Genomic DNA, 21,414 nt, shown 5'->3' on the forward strand with positions numbered 1-21,414 from the left:
ACTTGCCGTCCCACCAGATCTGTCGGAAGATCTTTGCCTGCTTACTCTCTCTAGGGAACTCGATGCGCTTACATATCGGAGACGCGATGTTTATCCCCGGAGGAGATTCGATCCCACGCGGCCACCTTATTTGGCCCGTCAACTGCCCTATGCCGATCATAAAAAAACTCGTTTCAGATCAAGAGTATCGCGGTGAGTGCCGCGTTGCGGACCAAGGAACGACCGCTTATGTTGGTCCCGCGCTCGTGAAGCGCAGGAAGCAGTATGGCAGCGATCTTCTCGTGGTACTTCTGCCTGATGTCGATGTCGGCCAATTATCTTCCAAGGCAGTAATCGACCTTGATCCCGATTCCCTCAAATGACCGCGTTGGGCTCAAATCCGCCTGACAGGATCGGATACCAAAAGACAAGGTTCGGACGCTTCCACCCGCCTGGCGCTGGGGCGGTGCCGAAGCACCGCCCCTTCATCTCACTCCGCCGCCTGCGCCAGCGGCCATTCCTTGGCCACCATGGTCAGCACGTCGTATTGCGCCACGACCTCGCCCTTCTGGTTGGTGACCTGGCAATCCCAGCGCACCTCGCCATGGCCGGCATTCTCGCGCGGGTTGATCTCCTTGCAGGTCAGCCGCACCTGCAAGCTGTCGCCGAAATAAACCGGGGTCAGGAAGCGCAGGTTGTCCACGCCGTAATTGGCCAGAACCGGGCCGGGGTTCGGCTCGACGAACAGGCCCGCTGCAAAGCTGGCGATCAGGTAGCCATGCGCCACGCGGTCGTCAAAGAACGGGTTCGCCTTGGCCGCCGCCTCGTCCATATGGGCATAGAAGGTGTCGCCGGTGAAATGCGCGAAATGCTCGACATCCTCGCGGGTGACGGTGCGCTTGGCCGTGACCAACTGGTCGCCGATGCGCAACTCGGCCAGCGACTTGCGGAAGGGGTGGATGCCCTGCTGCGCATCCGCGCCCTCGATCCAGCGCCCCGTGACCGCCGACAAGAGCCGCGGCGCACCCTGCACCGCCGTGCGTTGCATGTAATGCTTGACACCGCGGATGCCGCCCATCTCTTCACCGCCGCCGGCGCGACCCGGACCGCCATGGACCAGCGGCGCCAGGGGCGAGCCATGCCCGGTCGAGGACTTGGCCGAGGCCCGGTTGCCGATCATCACCCGGCCATGCCACGGCGCCACGCCCAGAACCGCCTGCTCGGCGACCTCGGGATCGTCGGTAAAGACCGATGTGACCAGCGAGCCCTTGCCCAGCCGCGCCAGCGCCACCGCCTCGTCCAACTCGTCATAGGGCATGACCGTGGAGACGGGACCGAACGCCTCGACCTCATGCACAGCCGCGGCCTCGAAGGGCTTGGCGGCATACATCAGCACCGGGTTCAGGAAGGCGCCCTTGGCGGCATCGCCCGAGGTCACGCGCACCGCGTCCGGGTCGCCGGCGACGATCTCGGCCGCGGCCTGCAGGTCGCGGATGCGCTCGCGCACTTCCTCGCGCTGGTCGAGGCTCGCGAGCGGACCCATGCGCACCCCCTCGTCGCCCGGCAGGCCAAGCGCGGTCTTGCCCAGCCGCTCGTCCAGTGCGGCAACCAGCGCATCGACCTGCGCGCGGGGCGCGATAACGCGGCGGATGGCGGTGCATTTCTGCCCGGCCTTGACCGTCATCTCGCGCGCGACCTCGCGCACGAACAGGTCGAACTCGGGCGTGCCCGCCACCGCATCCGGCCCCAGGATCGAGGCGTTCAGGCTGTCCGCCTCCATGGTGAAGCGCACGGAATTGGCGACGATCGCCGGATGGGACTTGAGCTTGCGCCCGGTCCAGGCCGAGCCGGTGAAGGTCACGGCGTCCTGTTCGGTCACATGATCCAGAAGATCGCCGACCGAACCGCAGATCAGTTGCAGCGCGCCTTCCGGCAGGATGCCGGTCTGGACGATGCGGCGCACCATCAGCTCGGTCAGATAGGCGGTCTGGCTGGCGGGTTTCACCAGGCAGGGCACGCCGGCCAGCAGCGTCGGCGCGATCTTTTCCAGCATCCCCCAGATCGGAAAGTTGAAAGCGTTGATATGCACCGCGACACCGTGCAGCGGCGTCAGGATATGCTGGGCGCTGAAGCTGCCGTCTTTGGACAGCGGCTCGACCTCGCCATCGGTCAGCACGCGGGTGTTGGGCAGTTCGCGGCGCCCCTTGGAGGCATAGGTCAGCATGGTGCCGATCCCGCCCTCGATATCGACCCAGCCGTCGGTACGGGTGGCGCCGGTATGCAGGCTTTCGGCGTAGAATTCCTCTTTCTGCGCCATCAACGCCAGGCCCAGGGCCTTGAGCATGCCGGCGCGTTCGTGAAACGACATGGCGCGCAGCTTCGGCCCGGCCACGTCGCGGCCATGGGCCAGCGCGGCGGCAAAGTCGATGCCGCTTGAATCGATCAGGGCGACCGGCTCGCCGGTGGCGGCATCCAGCAGGGTCTGGCCTTGCTGGCTGCCGGGGGTCCAGCGGCCGCAGACATAGCTTTCAAGACGGCGCGGAGTGGTCATTGGCGTTTCCTTGGTCAGTCTTCGTTTTGGTCAGGCGGCAGGCCGCGCCCCAAGGGACGCGGCCGACGGCGCCGATTAGAGGCCGAGCGCGGCCAGATGTTCCGAGGCCAGCGCCTCCCAGCGGGCCAGCAGCGCCTCGTTCGGACTGTGGCGCAGGCCAAAGCGCGCCAGCGTGTCGTAGCGGTCCGAATGGGTCAGGCCGAAGCCCGCCGCGACGCGGGGCCGCCAATAGGCGACGGCGGCGCGGGCTTCCTCGCGCCCCTCTTCGGTCGCAGCGATCTGCTCCAGCCCCTCAAGACCCAGCTCGGCATGACGCGCCTCGCGCGGGGCGATCTCGCGGAACACCTCGGCCAAGGGGCCGTAGGAGACGCGGGTCAGCTCGGTCATCTGCACCCCGGTCGCCAGCCCTTGCAGCACGTTCATCACCACCGCATCGGTCCAGCCGGCGACGGGATAGTGGAACACCGACAGCCGCATGTCGCCGGGCCGGCGCGCGGTGCCCAGATCGGCATCCCGCTCGACCCGCGCGGCCCAGTCGTGGCTGGTCTGGTAGCGCGCGACATCGGTGCCGAACTCGCCCATCACCCGCAGCACGCGCTCGGCATGATCGGCCTTTTCCAGCGTGATGCGGCTGGCGGCGATGCGCTCCTTGATGCCGGGGGCGAAGTTGATCGCATTGGCAAAGCCGGCCGAGGCGGCAAGCTCGCTGTCGACAAAGGACGACATCAGCCGCAAAAGCTCGCCGCGATAGCGGGCGGGCACGTTGCCGGGCGCGGTCAGAACGCCGCCCTGCGCCAGATAGTCCTCGATATTCATGGTGTCGGACATCGGTTCCTCCCCTGCGCCCTGATCATTCGTCATAGGTGACGACCACGCGGTCGCTGATCGGATAGGCCTGGCAGCTCAGCACATAGCCGGCGCGGACCTCGTAATCCTCCAGCGCGTGGTTCACGGCCATCTCGACCTCGCCCTCCACCACCTTGCAGCGGCAGGTCGAACAGACGCCCGCCTTGCAGGAATAGGGCGCGTCCATGCTGTTGGCCAAGGCCGCCTCCAGGATCGTCTCGCCCTCGCGCGGCATCTGGAAGCTGCGGGTGGCGCCGTCCAGCGTCACCGTGGCGGCAACGCCCTCGCCGGCCTTGACCGCCTCGCGCGAGACGGCGCGGGCCTTGGCCCGGCCCGGCTGGCTGGAGGCGAAAAGCTCGAACTTGATCTGTTCGTCGCGCAGCCCGTGTTCGCGCAGACTTGCCGCCACGGTCAGCATCATCGGCTCGGGCCCGCAGATGAAGGCGGTATCCACGGCCTCGGCATCCAGCCAATGCTGGAACATCGCCGCCATCTTGCCCTCGTCGATGCGGCCGGTGAACAGGTCGATCTCCTGCCCTTCCTGCTCCAGCACATGGATCACCGAGAACCGGCCGAGATGCAGGTTCTTCAGATCCTCCAACTCCTCGCGGAACATGATGGTGTTGATCTGGCGGTTGGCATAGACCAGCGTGAACCGCGAGCGCGGCTCGCGCGCCAAGACGGTCTTGATGATCGACAGGACCGGCGTGATGCCCGAGCCGGCGGCAAAGCCCAGATACTGCTTTTCCGCCCCGGGATCGATCGGGGTAAAGAACTTGCCCATCGGCGGCATCGCCTCGATCTCGTCGCCGGGCGCCAGGTTCTCGTTCACCCAGGTGCTGAAGGCACCGCCATCGACGCGCTTGATGCCGACGCGCAGCGCGCCCTCGTCCTTGCCGGCGCAGATCGAATAGGAGCGGCGCAATTCCTCGCCGTCGAAATCGCGGCGAAAGGTCAGGTATTGGCCCTGGGTAAAGTCGAACAGCGCGCGGTCCTCGTCGCGAGGGGCAAGGGTGACGACCACCGCGTCGCGCGTCTCGCGGCGCACGTCGGTGACCTTCAGCGGATGGAAGCGTGCCATGTGGGTATCCTTCCTGAAGCGGAGTGCCTTCTCAGAGGCATTTGAAATAGTCGAAGGGTTCCAGACAGTCCTTGCAGCGATAATTCGCCTTGCAGGGAGTCGAGCCGAACTGGCTGATCTTTTCGGTATTGGTCGAGCCGCAGCGCGGGCAGGCGATGGTCAGGTTCGCGCCGGTCATCCGGGCGATGCGTCCGGCCAGCACACCGTCCGCCGCCGTGCCGTCGATGGGCGGCGCGATGCCATAGGCACGCAGCTTTTCCCGCCCCGCCTCGGTGATCCAGTCGGTGGTCCAGGGCGGGGTCAGCTGGCGTTCCAGCCGCAGCTTTTCGATGCCGCGGCCGCGCAGCGCGGTCTCGATGTCCAGGTTGATGATGCTGGTCGCGGGGCAGCCGGAATAGGTCGGCGTGACCCTGACGACCAGCGTGTCGCCCTGCCATTCGACGCCGCGGATGATGCCCAGGTCGGTCAGGCTGATCACCGGGATCTCCGGGTCGGGCACCTCCGAAAGCCAGCCCCAGACCTCCTCGACGCTGGGATGGATCGCAGCGGCCATGGCGCTTTACCAGCTTGCGCCGGGATAGGCGCGTTGCAGGAACTGCATCTCGGCCAGGATATAGCCCAGGTGTTCGGTATGGATGCCCTGCTTGCCGCCCTTATGCGCAAAGTCGCTGTCTGGGATCTGCAAGGTCGCCTCGCCCAGCACATGGCGCAGCGTGGCGTCCCAGCCGGCACGCAGGCTGGCCGGATCGGGGGCGATACCGCGCGTGGCAAGCTCGGCGTCCTTGTCGTCGCCGATGAACATCTCGCCGGCATAGGGCCAAAGCGCGTCCAGCGCCTCCTGCATCCGGCGATGGCTTTCCTCGGTCCCGTCGCCCAGCCGCACCACCAGGTCGGACGAGCGCTCCAGGTGATAGGCCACCTCCTTGCCCGCCTTGGCCGCAATCTCGGCCACGCGCGGGTCCGACGAAGCCGCCAGCCCCTTCAACAACTCGTAGTGCCAGGCGTCGAACAGGAACTGCCGCATCAGCGTATGGCCGAAATCGCCGTTCGGACGCTCGCAGATCAGCAGGTTGCGGAAATCCCAGGCGTCGCGCAGATAGGCCAGGTCGTCGGCCGAGCGGCCCTGCCCCTCGACCTCGCCGGCCAGGCCCAGCCAAAGCTGCGTCTGGCCGATCAGGTCCAGCGCCACGTTGGCCAGCGCGATGTCCTCTTCCAGCGCCGGCGAATGGCCGCACCATTCGGACACGCGATGGCCAAGGACCAGCGCCGAGTCGCCGATGCGCAGCAGCATCTCGAAGAACGCCTCCTGCCCGGCATCGGGCTGGGGCACGGTCGGGTGGGCCGGATGGGCCTCGGCCTCGCGCCGGGCCAGTTCCGCCACCTGGGGCGTGGTCATGTCAGGCAGCGACGGCATCACATATGCCCCACTTCTTCGGGAATGTCGAAAAAGGTCGGGTGGCGATAGACCTTGGCGTTCGAAGGCTCGAAAAGCGGCCCCTTTTCCGAGGGGCTGGAGGCGGTGATCTGCGCCGAAGGCACGACCCAGATCGACACGCCTTCGTTGCGGCGGGTATAGACGTCGCGGGCGTTCATGATCGCCATTTCGGCGTCGGGCGCGTGCAGGCTGCCGACATGGCGGTGGTTCAGCCCGTGCTGGCCCCGGATGAAGACTTCCCAGAGCGGCCATTCCTTGGACATGGTTCTCTCCCTAAACTTGGTTGCGCCCCGAACCCCATTGACCGGCAGCGCTGTTCCTGGCGATTGCGGGCTTATTCGGCGGCTTGCGCGCGGCGGGCGGCGGCTTTCTCGGCATGCGCCATCAGCCCCTCGCGGAACCAGGCGCCGTCCTCCCAGGCCTTGACGCGAGCGCCCAGCCGGTCCTTGTTGCAAGGCCCGTTGCCGGCGATCACGTCGAAGAATTCCGACCAGTCCGGCTCGCTGAAATCGTAGCCGCCCTTTTCCTCGTTCCACTTCAGGTCCGGGTCGGGGACGGTCAGGCCCAGATACTCCGCCTGCGGCACGGTCTGGTCGACGAATTTCTGCCGCAACTCGTCATTGGTGTTGATCTTGATCTTCCAGGCCATGGACTGCGCCGAATGCACCGAGTCCTTGTCCGAAGGGCCGAACATCATCAGCGCCGGATACCAGAAGCGGTTCAGCGCGTCCTGCGCCATCCGCTTCTGCGCGAGGGTGCCCTCCGCAAGCTTCATCATCACCGCATAGCCCTGGCGCTGGTGGAAGCTTTCCTCCTTGCAGATGCGGATCATGGCGCGGGAATAGGGACCGTAGGAGGTGCGTTGCAGCGGCACCTGGTTCATGATCGCCGCGCCGTCGACCAGCCAGCCCACCGCGCCCATATCGGCCCAGGTCAGCGTCGGATAGTTGAAGATCGAGGAATATTTCATCTTGCCGGCATGCAGCAGCTCCATCAGCTCGTCGCGCGACACGCCCAGCGTCTCGGCCGCCGAATAGAGATACAGCCCGTGCCCGGCCTCGTCCTGCACCTTGGCCAGCAGGATCGCCTTGCGCTCCAGCGTGGGGGCGCGGGTGATCCAGTTGCCCTCGGGCAGCTGGCCGACGATCTCGCTATGCGCGTGCTGGCCGATCTGGCGGACCAGCGTCTTGCGGTAACCTTCGGGCATCCACTCCTTGGGCTCGATCTTCTCGCCGCGGTCGATGCGCTCCTGGAAGGCAATCTCCTGGGGGGTCATCTCCTCGCGGGCCTTCATCCCTTCGGACTTCACAAGCTGGGCATACATGGCAAACTTCTCCCTGGGTCAAACGCGTTCGATGATGAGGGCGATGCCCTGTCCCACGCCGATGCACATGGTGCAAAGCGCATAGCGCCCTCCGGTGCGATGCAACTGATACATCGCCGTCGTCACAAGCCGGGCCCCCGACATGCCAAGCGGATGGCCGATCGCGATGGCGCCGCCGTTCGGGTTCACATGGGCGGCATCGTCGGGCAGGCCAAGATCGCGCAGGGTCGCCAGCGCCTGGCTGGCGAAGGCCTCGTTCAATTCTATCACATCCATCTGCCCGATGGTCAGCCCCGCGCGCGCCAAGACCTTTTTCGCCGCCGGCGCCGGGCCGATGCCCATGATGCGCGGCTCGACGCCCGCCGCCGCCATGGCGACGATGCGCGCCTTCGGCACCAGGCCGTGCCGTTCCGCCGCCGCACCCGACAGGATCGCCAAGGCGGCAGCGCCGTCGTTCACGCCCGAGGCATTGCCGGCCGTCACCGTCAGGTCGGGACCGTTCACGCCCCTGAGCTTGGCCAGCGTCTCGGCCGTAGTGCCGGGGCGGGGATGCTCGTCGGTATCGACCACGACGGGCTCGCCCTTCTTCTGCGGCACGATGACCGGCACGATCTCGTCGGCAAAGACGCCCGCCTTCTGCGCCGCTTCCCAGCGGGCCTGGCTGCGGGCGGCGAAAGCGTCCTGATCGGCGCGGCTGATGCTGAAATCGGCGGCCACGTTGTCGGCGGTCTGGGGCATCGAGTCGATGCCGAACCGCGCCTTCATCGCCGGATTGACGAAGCGCCAGCCGATGGTGGTGTCATAGACCGCATTGGCGCGGGAAAAGGCGGTTTCCGCCTTGGGCATCACGAAGGGGGCGCGGGTCATGCTTTCGACGCCGCCGGCGATGACGAAATCGCAATCGCCCGCCTTGATGGCGCGGGCCGCCATGCCGACCGCATCCATGCCCGAGCCGCAAAGCCGGTTCACCGTCGTCCCCGGCACGCCCACCGGCATCCCGGCCAGCAGCACCGCCATGCGCCCGACATTGCGATTGTCCTCGCCCGCCTGGTTGGCGCAGCCATAGATCAGGTCGTCCACCGCCGACCAATCCACGCCCGGATTGCGCTCCATCAGCGCTTTCAGCGGCACCGCGGCCAGGTCGTCCGCCCGGACCGAGGCCAGCGCCCCGCCATAGCGACCGATCGGCGTGCGCACCGCATCACAGATGAAGGCGTCCTGCATGCTCTCTCCCCTTGTTTGGCAACGGCAGGTGATTCTCCAATTCACCGACCGATTGGTCAATTTATACCGCCCCAAACATCACAAATAAAGAAAAATCTTGGGCCTCTGTGTAATGTTTGAGGATGCGCGAAATAAACCATTTAATTCAATCTGTTGCCTTGAACAGATCGGCCAGCCTCGCCTCGCTTTCGGCGGTTTTCTCGGGCAGGAAGCCGCCGCTGCCCTCGAAATGCGTCCCGATCCAGCGCTCCGCCGCCGGCGAAAGCTGGCGATAGAGGCGGCGGAACAGCGCCCGCGCTTCATGCCCCTGCCAGTCCGGTGGCAGGGCGGGCTGCGGCAGGCGCGGATCGCGCAGCAGGACGCCGCGATAATCATGCACCAAGAGCAGCCGGGCGATCAGCGCCATCTCGTCCGACAGCGCCGCCCCTGCCTCGGCCAGCGGCGCAAAGCGCACCAGCATGTCGAGATAACGCTGATGCAGCGCCGAGAGATCCCAGAACTGCCCGATCCGGCCCAGTTCGGGCGGGTCCGAGGCAAGGAAAGGCAGCGCGCCCTCGGGCACCGGCTGGCCGCGATCGGGACGGATGAAGACCGCCCCGCCCATATGGCCCATGCGCTGGTGGCGGGCCTCGTCCTCGGTGAGGTCGGGGGCGTGCAGGATCTGCCAGCCGCGCGCCGGAACCTCGGGTTTGTAAAGCAACCGCGCCGCCTGGTCGAACTCCCGCTGGGCCGAGGCGTCCAGCCGGTAATAGCTGCGCCGCCCCAGCCGCTCCCCCCGCAGCCGGTGGGCGGCGACAAGGCGCGAGACGGCGGTGCGCACCAGCGATTCGCTGATGCCGACCCGCTCGCAGACCTCGATCAGCGTGCCGGTCCACAACACGCCGCCGCGCGGCACGACCACATCGCCATAGACGGTGACGATGAACGCGGCCGAACGCAGCGCCATCCCCTCCAATATCCCGTCGATCAGCCCGCGCTCGGCCATCTCGCCCTGCCGCATCCGTCCTCGCTATTCGCAACCGCCGCCATTGAAGCCGGGAAAGCGGTCATGCGCAATGCGGCTTGCCCGGGCCGCAACCATCCGGCTGCGGATGCCGGCCATCCCCCTACCGCGGAACGGCAAGGGTTTCGCGCGACACCGCCACCGCCTCGACCTCGTCGCGGGTCAGCGCCTGCGGGCGGCAATCGAAACCCTCGTAAAGCGCCAACTGGTCCTCGTAATGCGGGGAAGCCTCGCCCGAGGGGCTGATGAAGCCGCTCTGGCCCGGCGGCGTCACCGCGCAGAACTCGGCCTTGCCTTCGCGAAAGGTGATCCGGTTGTTCTCGGTGCCGCGGTTCATCGAGGTGCCGATGGCGCGAACCTCGTCCTCGCCGGCCTGAGGGATGCCCAGGTAGTTGCTGGTCTCGAACACATGCTGCTTGATCTCGATGCGCCAGTCGGCGGGCTCCTGGCTGCCGAACCTGTCGGCCAGCCGCGCGGCCGCCTTGTCCAGCGAGGCAAGGATGATCTCCTTGCGGCCCGCCTCGTCGGCGCCGTTGAAGAAATCATGGGTCTGCGGCACGCCGGCCCGCTCGCCCAGCAGCGCGTTGTGCAGCATCTGCGCGGTGCGTGAGATGCGGTTGTAAAGGATCGCCGGCGGGATCGCCGGATTGTCGTCGCGCAGCACGTCCTCGACCATCACGTCCAGCCAGGCCTGGAACAGCCCCACGGCCGAGGTGGTCGCGCGGCCGTCCTCGGCCCGGATCTGTTGCCCGTCCCAATTGCGCAGGATCTCGACCAGTTCGGCGCGCTGGCTTTGCGGGTCGATGCCCTCGGCCGCATCAAGGATGAAGGGCAGGAAATAGCGCGCGTTGATGTCGAGAAAGCTGATCTCGCGGTTGATGTCCCAGATCTCGTCGGGCGTCAGCTTTTCCCTGGCGTCGAGCCGCGCCATGATCTCGACCACCCGGTCGGCGCTGCCCCAGGGCGTGGCCTCGAAATTCGCGGCATCGCCCCTGGCCGAGCGGTTGTTCCAGTTCGCGATCCAGCCCTGGCTGGGGTTATAGGCCTTGGGCGCATCGGCAAAGGGCCGCACGCCCTGCCAGTCGTCCTTGCCCGGCCGGGCCGGAAGCCGCTGGTCGTGGCCTTCGGCGCGGACGGGGACATGGCCGGGCGAGACATAGCCGATATTGCCGTCCCGGTCGGCGTAATACCAGTTGATCGTGGTCGCGACCTTTTCCGCCTGGTCCAGCCATTCTTCGTAATTCTGCGCCTTGGTCGAGTCCACCCAGGCCATGAGCGTCGAGATCTCCTGTCCCTTCCAGGCGCGGTTGAAGGCATAGGCGGTCGCCGTCCCTGGATCGATCTGGCCGACCACGCCGTATTCGCTTTCCCAGACCGTGGTCTCGACCTCGGGCTGGCCCTTGACGCGGAAGGTCTCGCGGCGGGCCGTCATCTCCTTCCAGCCGTCGTGGGCGCGGTATTGCCGCGGATTCTCGGGGTTCAACTCCAGCCGGTAATAGTCGTTCACGTCGCGCGGCCCGGCCGTGGCGCCCCAGGCGATGGTGCCGTTGGTGCCGAAAAGGACGTTGGGCACGGCAAAGGGCGTGTTGCCGGTCAGGTCGAACCCGGCGCCATGCAGGCCGATGCTGAAGACATAGGACGGGTTGAAATTGCCGAATTGCGGGCCGTTGATCAGGATGGTGCTGCCATCGGTGGTCTTTTGCGGCCCGGCGATCCACAGATTACTGGCGCGCGGGCGGTCGTCGTCGCCGGGCAGCCCGCCCGCGTGCAGCAATTCGGCAAAGCGGCCGGGCTCGGACGGGGCCAGCCCGGCCTTGCGCTGGTATTGCCCGCCCTCGGGCACAGTGGTCGGGGCCAGCGGATCCTCGTTCCAGAACATCTGGTCGAAAAGCACGCGCGCCTTTTCAGGGCCGAATTGCGCCTCGAGCTCGGCCAGCGTCTTGGCATTGCCCAGTTCGGCGCTATAGCCCGAAAAGCGGCCGGCCATGGTCCCGACATAGATCATCGCCACGTCGAACTCGGTCCAGCGGCGGGGCTTGAAGCCGAAATCGTTGAACTGCCTGGGCATCAGCTTGGCCGGATCGGCCAGAACCCGGTCCACCCACAGGTTGAAGCCCGCCGCATAGCCGCGCAGGATGTCGCGCTCTTCCGGGGCCAGCGCCTCGATCTGGCTGCGGATATCGGCATGGTCGAACATGGCCCGGGTCTGGATGTCGAAGGGCAGCCGCTCGATGCCCAGCACCTCGGCCACCTCGCCCAGGACCGAGCGCCGCGCCATCTCCATCTGGAACAGCCGGTCCTGCGCCACGCTGTAGCCGAAGCCCGCGTAAAGGCCGTGCACGTCGTCGGCATAGACATGCGGCACGCCCCAGTTGTCGCGCACGATCTCGACCTGGGTATCGGCCAGCGCCGGACAGGCAACAAGGACGGAAAGGCCGGCCGACAGCAACAGGCGGCCAAGCAAGGACCTGGACATGTGATTCTCCTCCGGGTGTAGGCGCCTCCTCCGGCGCGTTGCCATGGTTATAGTTAACCGTTCGGTCGGTCAATTAATGAAAGCCGATCGCTCAAAATCACGCATCCCGATCCCGGCGCTCACGCGATTGTCAGCGCAGACCGGCGCGCGCTGGCGGATCATGGTGGGGCGGCCATCCACCGCGCGGCAGTCCCGACCAACATCCGAAAAGAGGTCCGACATGCATATCCACGCCCGCACCTTTCCATCCCTCGTCCTCGCCGCTGTCCTGGCGCTTGGCGGCACGCCCATGCTTGCGCATCACGGCTGGTCATGGGCCGAGGGCGAGCAGACGACGCTGGAGGGAACCATCGAAAGCGTCTCGATGAACCCGCCCCATCCCACGATCCAGGTCCGCGACGCCCAGGGCACGGTCTGGCAGGTCGATCTGGGCAATCCCAACCAGACGGCGCGCTCGGGCTTTGCCGCCGACACGGCGCAGCCGGGCGATGCGATCACGGTGATCGGCAATCGCAACCAGGACCAAAGCGCGCATATGAAGGCCGTCCGCATCGTGATCGACGGGCAGAATTACGACATGTATCCCGAGCGCATCCAGGACTGAGCGATGCAGGACTTCGCGGCCTGGGCCGAGGGCACCGCCCTGGCGGCGGCGCTGCGGCGGTCGTGGCACCTCTACATGGTGCTGAACGCCACGCATATCCTGGGAATCGCGCTGCTGCTGGGGGCGATCGTTCCGCTGGACCTGCGCCTTGTCGGGATCGTCCGCGGCGGCGCGCTGCATGTCCTGGCGCCGTTCCTGTCGCGTGCGGCGGGCGTCGGGCTTGGCATCGCCCTTGCGACCGGCCCGGTCCTGTGGTCGGTCGGGGCCCGCGACTATCTGGCGAATGCCGCCTTTCGCTGGAAGTTGGCCCTGATCGTCCTTGGCCTCGTGATCGTCGCCCTGCAACATGCCGGCAAGGGCTGGCACCGGGCGGTCGAGACCGGAACCCCCGGCCCCGGTGCGCGCATTCTTGCGGCGCTTTCGCTGGCGATCTGGCTGTCCGTGCTGCTGGCGGGGCGCTGGATCGGCTTTCTGTGACGCCTTGGGCCGCGGGCTGACAGGCGGCCTTGCCCGCAAAACAAGTTGATCCGCGAGCTTCGGGGAACGATTGCCGCCCGAACACGGCCATTCATGTTCCACTTTATGGAATAAATACCCTGCAGATGATTGCGGGATATGGCCGAAACGACGGCATCTGGCAATTTCTTCTTGCACTATTTCGCGAATCGTCCAGAAATTTCCCGAAATGCGGCAGCCACCACATCCACATTGTGGATCGATGGCGAGGGAAGGGGAGAGCCCGCCGCCATGGGAGGGATGAGATGCAATTGACCGACACCCAGCCCGAGGGCGAGCTGGCCCTTGGCGGTATCGAGGCGCTGGCCGAGCCCAAGCGCGCCGAGCGATGGATGCGTCCGGTCGAAATCCTGGCCGCCGGCCTTCTGGTGGTGATGATCGTCACCGTGCTGGCCAATGTGTTCTTCCGCTATGTGTTGGCCAAGCCGCTGATCTGGGGCGACGAAGTGGCCTCGATCAGCTTCATCTGGATGGCGATGCTGGGCGCGGCGCTGGCGGTGGACCGGCACGAGCATATGCGCCTGACCGTGCTCCTGCCGCTGCTGCCCGAGCGGCTGGCGCGGGTGGCCGAGGTGGCGGGCCAGGTGCTGGTCTGCGTCCTGCTGCTGCGGCTTTTGCCGGTCGCGGTGGAATACGCCTATGAGGAAAGCTTCGTCAGGTCGCCCGCGCTGGGGCTGCCGATGTCGTACCGCGCCTCGGCCCTGCCCGCCGGGATCGGGCTGATGTCGGTGCTGGCGGTGCTTTCGGTCCTGCGCTCGCGCGAATGGCGCATCATCGCCGCGACGCTGGCGGTGACGGCCGCGGCGGTGGCGCTGTTGTGGTTCGCGCGGCCGGCGCTCTTGTCCATCGGCAACTGGAACCTGCCGATCTGGCTGGGCCTGCTGGTGGCGGTGCTTCTGTGCATCGGCGTCCCCATCGCCTTCTGCTTTGCTCTGGGGACGCTGGCCTATCTGACCTTCGCCAGCCATGCGCCGATCTTCGTGATGATGGGCCGCATCGACGAGGGCATGTCCTCGCTGATCCTGCTGTCGGTGCCGGTCTTCGTGCTTCTGGGCTGCATCCTCGACGCCACCGGCATGGGCAAGGCCATCGTCAATTTCCTCGCCTCGCTTCTGGGCCATGTAAAGGCGGGGATGAGCTATGTGCTCCTGGGCTCGATGTTCCTGGTTTCGGGGATTTCCGGCTCCAAGGTCTCGGACATGGCGACGGTGGCCCCGGCGCTGTTCCCCGAGATGCGCCGTCGCGGCCATTCCGCGCCCGAGATGACGGCGCTGCTGGCCACCGGCGCGGCGATGGCCGATACGGTGCCGCCCTCGATCGTGCTGATCGTGCTGGGCTCGGTCGCGGGCGTATCCATTGCCGGGCTGTTCACCTCGGGCTTCGTCATCGCCATGGTGCTGCTGGTCGTGCTGGCGGTGCTGGCGCGCTGGAAGGCGCGGGGCGAGGACATGTCGGGCGTCAGCCGCGCCACCTTGCCGCTGATCGGCAGGATGGCGGTGATCGCCGCGCCGGCGCTGGTGCTGCCCTTCATGATCCGCAGCCTGGTCGGCGGCGGCGTGGCGACCGCGACCGAAGTCTCGACCATCGCCGTGGTCTATGCCTTCGCGATCGGCGTCGTGCTTTACGGCGGCATCCCGATCCGCAGGCTGGGCACCATGCTGGTCGAAACCGCCGCCATGTCGGGCGCGATCCTGCTGATCCTGGGCGCCGCATCCGCGATGGCCTGGGCGCTGACGCAATCGGGCTTCGCCCGCGACCTGATGGCCGTCGTCACCGGTCTGCCGGGCGGCTGGGTGGTGTTCATGCTGGCCTCCATCCTGATCTTCCTGATCCTGGGCTGCGTGCTCGAGGGGCTGCCGGCCATCGTCCTGCTGGCGCCGATCATGTTCCCCATCGCGCGCGGCCTGGGCATCCACGACATCCATTATGCCATGGTCATCGTCACGGCGATGAACATCGGGCTGATGGCGCCGCCCATCGGCATCGGTTTCTACATCGCCTGCAAGATCGCCAATGTGCCCGCCGACCAGGTGATGCGCCGGATCTGGCCCTATCTGGCGGCGCTGGTGATCGGCCTGCTGGTCATCGCCGCCGTGCCCTGGTTCTCGACCGCCTTGCTTTGATTTCAACAGCCTTCGGGGAGGAGGAAAACATGACAATCACCCGCCGCAGCGTCCTGATGGGTGCCGCCGCAGGGGCGCTGGCCGCGCCCTTCATCCGGCCGGGCGCCGCCCGCGCCGCCGAATTCAGCTACAAGATCGCGAACAACCAGCCGCTCGAACATCCCAGCAACGTCCGGCTAGCCGAGGCGGTCAAGGCAATCCTGGAAGAAACCTCGGGCGCGGTGGACATCCAGATCTTCCCCTCGAACCAGCTTGGCGCCGATACCGACGTGCTGGGCCAGCTGCGTTCGGGCGGGGTCGAGTTCTTCCAGCTTTCGCCGGTGATCCTGTCGACTCTGGTGCCGAACGCCTCGATCAACGGCGTGGGCTTCGCCTTTCCCGACTACGACACGGTCTGGAAGGCGATGGACGGCGAACTGGGCGCCTATGCCCGCGGCCAGATCGAGAATGCCGGCCTGGTGGCGATGGACAAGATCTGGGACAACGGCTTTCGGCAGACCACAACCTCGACCAAGCCGATCCAGGCGCCCGAGGATCTGCAAGGCTTCAAGATCCGCGTGCCGGTCAGCCCGCTCTGGACCTCGCTCTTCTCGGCCTTCGGCGCTGCGCCCGCCTCGATCAACTTCGCCGAGGTCTATACCGCGCTGCAGACCGGCATCGTCGACGGGCAGGAAAACCCGCTGGCGATCATGAAGGTGGCCAAGCTGTGGGAGGTGCAGAAATACCTGTCCATGACCAACCACATGTGGGACGGGTTCTGGCTGCTGGGCAACCGCCGCGCCTGGGGCGCGCTGCCCGAGGATGCGCAGCAGGTCGTCGCCAAGCACTTCAACGAAGGCGCGGACAGGCAGCGCGAGGACGTGATGGCGCTGAACGCCACCCTGCGCGGCGACCTCGAAGAGCACGGCTTCGTCTTCAACGACGTGGACCCGCAGCCCTTCGAGGACAAGCTGCGCGAGGCCGGCTTCTATGCCGAGTGGAAAAAGACCTATGGCGACGAGGCATGGGAGATCCTGGAAGCCGCCATCGGACGAAAGCTCGCCTGATGACGGAAACGCCGGCCAACGCACCCGCCGAACCCGCCCTTGCCGAACCGGCCAGCGGCGGCGCGCAGGCGGTTGCGCGGGCGCTGTCGCTGCTGTCGCTGGTCGGCAGGGGCGGCGGCGAGGGGCTGGCACTGGGACAACTGGCCGCCGCATCGGGGCTGACAAGGCCCACGGTGCGGCGGCTGCTGCTGGCCCTGGCCGCGGCGCGCATGGTCGAGCAGGACCGCCGCACCCGGCGCTATCACCTGGGCCCCGAGGCTTATCTGCTGGGCACATTCGCCGCCGAGCGCCACGGCATCCTGCACCACGCACGCGAATCCATGCTGCGGCTGGCGCGCGAGACCGGCGACGCCCTGCTGCTGACCGTGCCGCAGGGCGACCATACGCTGTGCCTGGAGCGGATCGAGGGCGATTTCCCGATCCGCACCCATGCGCTGATGCGCGGCGACCGCAAGCCTGCGGGCGTCGGCGCCGGTGCCCTGGCGATCCTTGCCGCCCTGCCCGCGCCCGAGGCCGATGCCCTGCTGCGGCAGACGGCGCCGCAGGCCGAGGCGCTGGCCCCCGGCCTTGCCCCGGCACTGGCCGAGGATCTGGCGCACGCACGCGCGGCCGGTCATGCGCTGAACCCCGGCCGGGTGGTGCCGGGTTCCTGGGGCCTGGGCGTCGCGATCCTGTGGCCCGACGGCCGGCCGGCAGGCGCGCTGTCCATCGCCGCCATCGAGAACCGCATGGGCGAGGCGAGGCGCGCCGAACTGGCCGTCCTGCTGCACCGCGAGGCGCAGCTGGTCGCGACCCGCCTTGCCGCACTTGAGACGCAACCGAAAAGGAACATCGCATGACCGATCCGCTGATCGTCGGCTGGGCACACACGAAATTCGGCAAGTCCGAGGCCCCCGACACGCTGGCCCTGATGGCCGAGGTCGCACGGCCCGCGCTGGACCATGCGGGCCTGCCTGCCGATGCCGTCGACGGCATCTTCGTCGGCGTCTACAACAACGGTTTCTCACGGCAGGATTTCCAGGGCGCGCTGGTCGCCATGGGCACGCCGGAACTGGCGGGCGTGCCCTTCATGCGCACCGAAAACGCCTGCGCCACCGGCTCGGCCGCGCTGTATTCGGCAGCGGATTTCATCGCCTCGGGGCGTGGTAAGGTGGCGCTGGTGATCGGCGCCGAAAAGATGAGCGCGACGCCCGGCGACCAGGTCGGCGACATCCTGCTGTCCGCCAGCTACGTCCCCGAGGAGGGCGAGATCCCCGGCGGGTTCGCCGGCGTTTTCGGCCGCATCACCGAGAATTATTTCCAGCGCCACGGCGACCGCTCCGAGGAGCTGGCGATGATCGCCGCCAAGAACCACGAAAACGGCATGCGCAACCCCTATGCGCATATGCAGAAGCCCTTCGACCTGGCGTTCTGCAACACCATCTCGGACAAGAACCCGCGCGTCGCCGGGCCGCTGCGGCGGACGGATTGCTCGCTGGTCTCGGACGGGGCGGCGGCGCTGGTTCTGGCCGCGCCCGAACTGGCGGCGGAACTGCAACGCGCCATCCGTTTCCGCGCCCGTGCGCAGGCGGGCGACCTTCTGGCGCTGTCGCGGCGTGATCCCATCGCCTTCGGCGGGCCGCATCGTGCCTGGGCTGCGGCGCTGGATCAGGCCGGGCTCGGCATCATGGACCTGTCGCTGGTCGAGACGCATGACTGCTTCACCACCGCCGAGATGATCGAATACGAGGCCATGGGCCTTGCCCCGCGCGGCCAGGGCTGGCGCGCCATCCGCGACGGCGTGACCCGGTTCGACGGCGCGCTGCCGGTGAACCCCTCGGGCGGGCTCAAGTCGCGCGGCCATCCCATCGGCGCCACGGGCGTGTCGCAGCATGTCATGGTGGCCATGCAACTGGCCGGCGATGCCGGGGCCATGCAGGTGCAGGACGCGACATTGGGCGGCGTCTTCAACATGGGCGGCGCGGCGGTGGCCAGCTATTGCTCGATCCTGGAGCGCGTAAAATGACCGAGCCCGCCACCGAACCGGCCGGCGGCGTGATCCCGGTCTCGACCCGGGTGATGAACCTTGCCACCTTCCTGACCCAGGCCGCGCGGCGCGACCCGGACGGTATCGCGCTGGTCATGGGCGAGGCGTGCTGGACATGGGCCGAGTTCGAGGCCCGCACCGACGCGCTGGCCCATGCGCTGCAAACCCGCTTCGGGCTGCAAAAGGGCGACCGGGTGATGTGCCAGTCGCAGAACTGCATGGAGATGATGCAGGCCATGTTCGCCACCTGGCGCGCGGGCGGCATCTGGGTGCCCGCGAACTTTCGCCAGACCCCCGAGGAGGTGGCCTGGCTGACCGAAGCCTCGGGCGCACGGCTGATGCTGTGCAACGCCGCCTTTCCCGACCATGCGGCAGCCTGCGGGGTAACGACGCTGGCTTTCGGCGCGGCCGATTTCGGCCCCTCGGTGCAGGCGATCACCGCCGAACACCTGGGAAGCCGCCCGCAGGTCGCGGTGGTGGATCGCGACGATCCCTGCTGGTTCTTCTTCACCTCAGGCACCACGGGCCGGCCCAAGGCATCGGTGCTGACCCATGGCCAGATGGCCTTCGTGGTGACGAACCACCTGGCGGACCTGATGCCGGGCCTGACGGGCGAGGATGCCTCGCTGGTGGTGGCGCCCTTGTCGCATGGCGCGGGGGTGCATCAGCTCACACAGGTGGCGCGCGGGGTGAAAACGGTGCTGCTGCCGACCGAGCGTTTCGACGTGGCGCAGGTCTGGGATCTGGTGCGGGAATGGCGGGTGTCCACCATGTTCACCGTGCCGACGATCCTGAAGCTGCTGGTCGAGCATCCCGCGACGGCAGGCGCCGACACCTCGTCCTTGCGCTATGTGATCTATGCCGGCGCGCCGATGTATCGGGTGGACCAGCAAAGGGCGCTGCGCACCTTGGGCAAGGTGCTTGTGCAATATTTCGGCCTGGGCGAATGCACCGGCAACATCACCGTGCTGCCTGCGCATCTGCACGATGCCGAGGACGGCCCGACCACCCGCATCGGCACCTGCGGCCATGCCCGCACCGGGATCGAGATCCAGATCCAGGACGATCAGGGCCGCGAACTGCCGCCCGGCCAGACCGGAGAGATCTGCGTGATCGGCCCCGCCGTCTTTGCCGGCTACTACCGGAACCCGCAGGCCAATGCGAAAGCCTTTCGCGACGGCTGGTTCCGCACCGGCGACCTGGGCCACATGGACGAGGCGGGGTTCCTGTATATCACCGGGCGCGAGTCGGACATGTTCATCTCGGGCGGCTCGAACGTCTATCCGCGCGAGATCGAGGAAAAGATCCTCACCCATCCCGCCATTTCCGAGGTCGCGGTGCTGGGCGTGCCCGATCCGCTTTGGGGCGAGGTCGGCTGGGCGATCTGCGTGGCCGGCGCGCCGGTGACCGAGGAGGAACTGGCGGCGTTCGTCGCGCCCAAGCTTTCGCGCTACAAGCTGCCCAGGCGCTTCCTGTTCTGGGACGGCCTGCCGAAATCGGCCTATGGCAAGATCACCAAGAAGATGATCCGCGAAGAGCTGGAGGCGCGCGGCCTGCTGGAGCAGGCCCCGGCATGAACATGATCCATCCGGGCCCGTGCGCACCCGACCGCATGCAGGCGCGGCCCGCGCTGCTGCGCCCCGTCGCAGGCAGGTTGCGTGCGGGGCAGACGGTCATGCAGGCGGTGGGCACGCTGTTCGCGGATCACGGTTGCAAGGGCGGCGTGGTCTCGCTGGCCGGCCTGCGCTGCGAGCCGATGCGCTATGTCCTGCCGGCGCTTTCGACCGACGGGCTGCACGCGGCCTGGTATTCCGACACCCACGCGCCCGAGGGCCGCTGGACCGTCGAAAGCGCCACCGCGACGGTCGGCTGGAAAGACGGCGCGCCCTTCCTGCATTGCCACGGCATCTGGTCGGATGAGCACGACAGGGCGATGGGCCACCTGCTGCCCTTCGACTCGACCGTCGCCGAGGACGTGGCGGTCGAGGGGCTGGGCGCGGCGGAGACATGGTTCGAGGCGCTGCCCGATCAGGAAACCGCCTTCACGCTGTTCACCCCGCAGGGCGGCGGCGACGGTCCCGGCCTTTTCGCCCGTATCCTGCCGGGCGAGGATGTGGTCGCGGCCATCGAAACGCTTGCCGCCCGCCACGGCATCCGGGACGCGCGGCTGCATGCGGTGGGCAGCATCGACCATATCCGCTTTGCCGAGGGGCACCGCATGGATTGCCTGGCCACCGAGCTGCGCTTTGCCGGTGCCCGGCTGGCCCGGGGCACGGCGCATGTCCCCATCGAGGTCGTGGACATCCACGGCCATATCGCGCGCGGCACGCTGGCGCGGGGCGCAAACCCCGTCGGCGTGACGCTGGAGCTCATCATCGAACCGACAGGGGAAACGCCATGAAAACCGCCATCGTCACCGGGGGCTGCCGCGGCATCGGCCTGGCCGCCACCGAGATCTTCCTGGAACAGGGCTGGCGCGTCGCCATGGTCGACCGCGACACCCGGGAACTGCACCGGGTCGCGGACGGCATGGAAAACGTGCTGGCGGTCGAGGCCGACGTCTCGGACCCCGACCAGGTCGAGCGCATGGTGGCCGAGACCGTCGCCGGCCTCGGCCGCATCGATGCGCTGGTGAACAATGCCGGCGTGGCGCTGTTCTCGCATGCCGGGCGCACCAGTTTCGAGGAATGGCGCGAGGTGATGGCGACGAACCTGGACGGCGTGTTCCTGTGCACCCAGGCCACGGCGCCGGAACTGGCGAAAACCGGCGGCGCCATCGTCAACATCGCCTCGATCTCGGGGCTGCGCGCCTCGACCCTGCGAGTGGCCTATGGCACATCGAAGGCGGCGGTGATCCACCTGACCAAGCAATTCGCCGCCGAACTGGGCGAACAGGGCATCCGCGTCAATTGCGTCGCCCCCGGCCCGGTCAGGACCAAGCTGGCCATGGCGGTGCATGCGCCCGAGATCATCTCGGCCTATTACGACGCCATCCCGCTGAACCGCTATGGCGAGGCGCGCGAGATCGCCGAGGCCATCGTGTTCCTGTGCTCGGACAAGGCCAGCTTCGTCTCGGGCCAGACGCTGGCGGTGGATGGAGGCTTCGACGCCACCGGCGTCGGCCTGCCGGCGCTGCGGCGCGAGAACGAGCCGGCCTAGGCGTTTCCGCGCGGCAGGCGC

20 protein-coding genes are annotated in these 21,414 nt (G+C 67.4%); 10 read left to right on the forward strand and 10 right to left on the reverse strand.

Features of this window, described 5'->3' with window-relative positions:
• Window positions 1-62: 62 nt before the first annotated feature.
• Entirely contained in the window at window positions 63-362 is a 300-nt protein-coding gene (locus QPR87_RS01000; protein WP_128492968.1) for a hypothetical protein, read from the forward strand.
• A gap of 107 nt (window positions 363-469) precedes the next feature.
• Here QPR87_RS01000 and paaZ read toward each other — a convergent pair whose 3' ends face one another.
• The 10 genes from paaZ to QPR87_RS01050 all read right to left on the reverse strand — a co-directional run bounded on the left by paaZ (window position 470) and on the right by QPR87_RS01050 (window position 11,919).
• Complete coding sequence (gene paaZ, locus QPR87_RS01005; RefSeq protein WP_285047756.1) at window positions 470-2,530, reverse strand: phenylacetic acid degradation bifunctional protein PaaZ; 2,061 nt, start codon at window positions 2,528-2,530, stop codon at window positions 470-472.
• Window positions 2,531-2,605: 75 nt separating this feature from the next.
• Window positions 2,606-3,358, reverse strand: coding sequence for a Phenylacetic acid catabolic protein (locus QPR87_RS01010; protein ID WP_285047758.1), 753 nt, complete (start codon window positions 3,356-3,358; stop codon window positions 2,606-2,608).
• 22 nt (window positions 3,359-3,380) lie between these two features.
• Window positions 3,381-4,457 carry a 1,2-phenylacetyl-CoA epoxidase subunit PaaE gene (gene paaE, locus QPR87_RS01015; RefSeq protein WP_011751026.1) on the reverse strand — a complete coding sequence of 359 codons (1,077 nt, stop codon included), beginning with the start codon at window positions 4,455-4,457 and terminating at the stop codon, window positions 3,381-3,383.
• A gap of 31 nt (window positions 4,458-4,488) precedes the next feature.
• Entirely contained in the window at window positions 4,489-5,010 is a 522-nt protein-coding gene (gene paaD / locus QPR87_RS01020) for a 1,2-phenylacetyl-CoA epoxidase subunit PaaD (protein ID WP_104493022.1), read from the reverse strand.
• Between the two features lie 6 nt (window positions 5,011-5,016).
• Window positions 5,017-5,871, reverse strand: a complete 855-nt coding sequence (gene paaC, locus QPR87_RS01025) for a 1,2-phenylacetyl-CoA epoxidase subunit PaaC (protein ID WP_285047761.1) — start codon at window positions 5,869-5,871, stop codon at window positions 5,017-5,019.
• Window positions 5,871-6,155, reverse strand: a complete 285-nt coding sequence (paaB, locus tag QPR87_RS01030; RefSeq protein WP_011751029.1) for a 1,2-phenylacetyl-CoA epoxidase subunit PaaB — start codon at window positions 6,153-6,155, stop codon at window positions 5,871-5,873. Before paaB ends, paaC begins: the two co-directional genes overlap by 1 nt.
• 71 nt (window positions 6,156-6,226) lie before the next feature.
• On the reverse strand, window positions 6,227-7,216 hold the full coding sequence (paaA, locus tag QPR87_RS01035; protein ID WP_285047768.1) for a 1,2-phenylacetyl-CoA epoxidase subunit PaaA: 990 nt from the start codon (window positions 7,214-7,216) through the stop codon (window positions 6,227-6,229).
• Between the two features lie 18 nt (window positions 7,217-7,234).
• A complete protein-coding gene (gene pcaF, locus QPR87_RS01040; RefSeq protein ID WP_011751031.1) occupies window positions 7,235-8,440 on the reverse strand; it encodes a 3-oxoadipyl-CoA thiolase in 1,206 nt (401 codons plus the stop codon).
• Window positions 8,441-8,585: 145 nt separating this feature from the next.
• Window positions 8,586-9,440, reverse strand: coding sequence for a PaaX family transcriptional regulator C-terminal domain-containing protein (locus QPR87_RS01045; protein WP_285047769.1), 855 nt, complete (start codon window positions 9,438-9,440; stop codon window positions 8,586-8,588).
• A 106-nt stretch (window positions 9,441-9,546) separates the two neighbouring features.
• Complete coding sequence (locus QPR87_RS01050; protein WP_285047771.1) at window positions 9,547-11,919, reverse strand: penicillin G acylase; 2,373 nt, start codon at window positions 11,917-11,919, stop codon at window positions 9,547-9,549.
• A gap of 220 nt (window positions 11,920-12,139) precedes the next feature.
• On the opposite strand from QPR87_RS01050, the gene QPR87_RS01055 reads away from it, so the two are divergent.
• The 9 genes from QPR87_RS01055 (at window position 12,140) to QPR87_RS01095 (ending at window position 21,393) form a co-directional block, all read left to right on the forward strand.
• On the forward strand, window positions 12,140-12,523 hold the full coding sequence (locus QPR87_RS01055) for a DUF6152 family protein (RefSeq protein ID WP_285047773.1): 384 nt from the start codon (window positions 12,140-12,142) through the stop codon (window positions 12,521-12,523).
• A gap of 3 nt (window positions 12,524-12,526) precedes the next feature.
• Window positions 12,527-13,000, forward strand: coding sequence for a DUF2214 domain-containing protein (locus QPR87_RS01060; protein WP_285047775.1), 474 nt, complete (start codon window positions 12,527-12,529; stop codon window positions 12,998-13,000).
• Window positions 13,001-13,284: 284 nt separating this feature from the next.
• Window positions 13,285-15,162, forward strand: coding sequence for a TRAP transporter large permease (locus QPR87_RS01065; RefSeq protein WP_285047777.1), 1,878 nt, complete (start codon window positions 13,285-13,287; stop codon window positions 15,160-15,162).
• Between the two features lie 29 nt (window positions 15,163-15,191).
• The gene (locus QPR87_RS01070) at window positions 15,192-16,208 is read left to right on the forward strand and encodes a TRAP transporter substrate-binding protein (RefSeq protein ID WP_285047779.1); all 1,017 of its coding nucleotides are present in this window, start codon (window positions 15,192-15,194) and stop codon (window positions 16,206-16,208) included.
• Window positions 16,208-17,047 (forward strand): IclR family transcriptional regulator, encoded by an 840-nt coding sequence (locus QPR87_RS01075; protein ID WP_231000795.1) that lies wholly within the window; start codon window positions 16,208-16,210, stop codon window positions 17,045-17,047. The genes QPR87_RS01070 and QPR87_RS01075 overlap by 1 nt, the downstream gene beginning before the upstream one ends.
• Window positions 17,044-18,213: an acetyl-CoA acetyltransferase gene (locus tag QPR87_RS01080; protein ID WP_285047782.1), complete on the forward strand. Its 1,170-nt coding sequence runs from the start codon at window positions 17,044-17,046 to the stop codon at window positions 18,211-18,213. The genes QPR87_RS01075 and QPR87_RS01080 overlap by 4 nt, the downstream gene beginning before the upstream one ends.
• A complete protein-coding gene (locus QPR87_RS01085) occupies window positions 18,210-19,811 on the forward strand; it encodes an acyl-CoA synthetase (RefSeq protein ID WP_104493014.1) in 1,602 nt (533 codons plus the stop codon). Before QPR87_RS01080 ends, QPR87_RS01085 begins: the two co-directional genes overlap by 4 nt.
• Window positions 19,808-20,635, forward strand: coding sequence for a PCC domain-containing protein (locus QPR87_RS01090; RefSeq protein ID WP_285047785.1), 828 nt, complete (start codon window positions 19,808-19,810; stop codon window positions 20,633-20,635). Before QPR87_RS01085 ends, QPR87_RS01090 begins: the two co-directional genes overlap by 4 nt.
• Entirely contained in the window at window positions 20,632-21,393 is a 762-nt protein-coding gene (locus QPR87_RS01095) for an SDR family NAD(P)-dependent oxidoreductase (RefSeq protein ID WP_011751042.1), read from the forward strand. The genes QPR87_RS01090 and QPR87_RS01095 overlap by 4 nt, the downstream gene beginning before the upstream one ends.
• Window positions 21,394-21,414: the final 21 nt, after the last annotated feature.

It is taken from the genome of Paracoccus sp. SSJ (assembly GCF_030234105.1).
In the GTDB taxonomy this organism is placed as follows: Bacteria; Pseudomonadota; Alphaproteobacteria; order Rhodobacterales; family Rhodobacteraceae; genus Paracoccus; species Paracoccus denitrificans.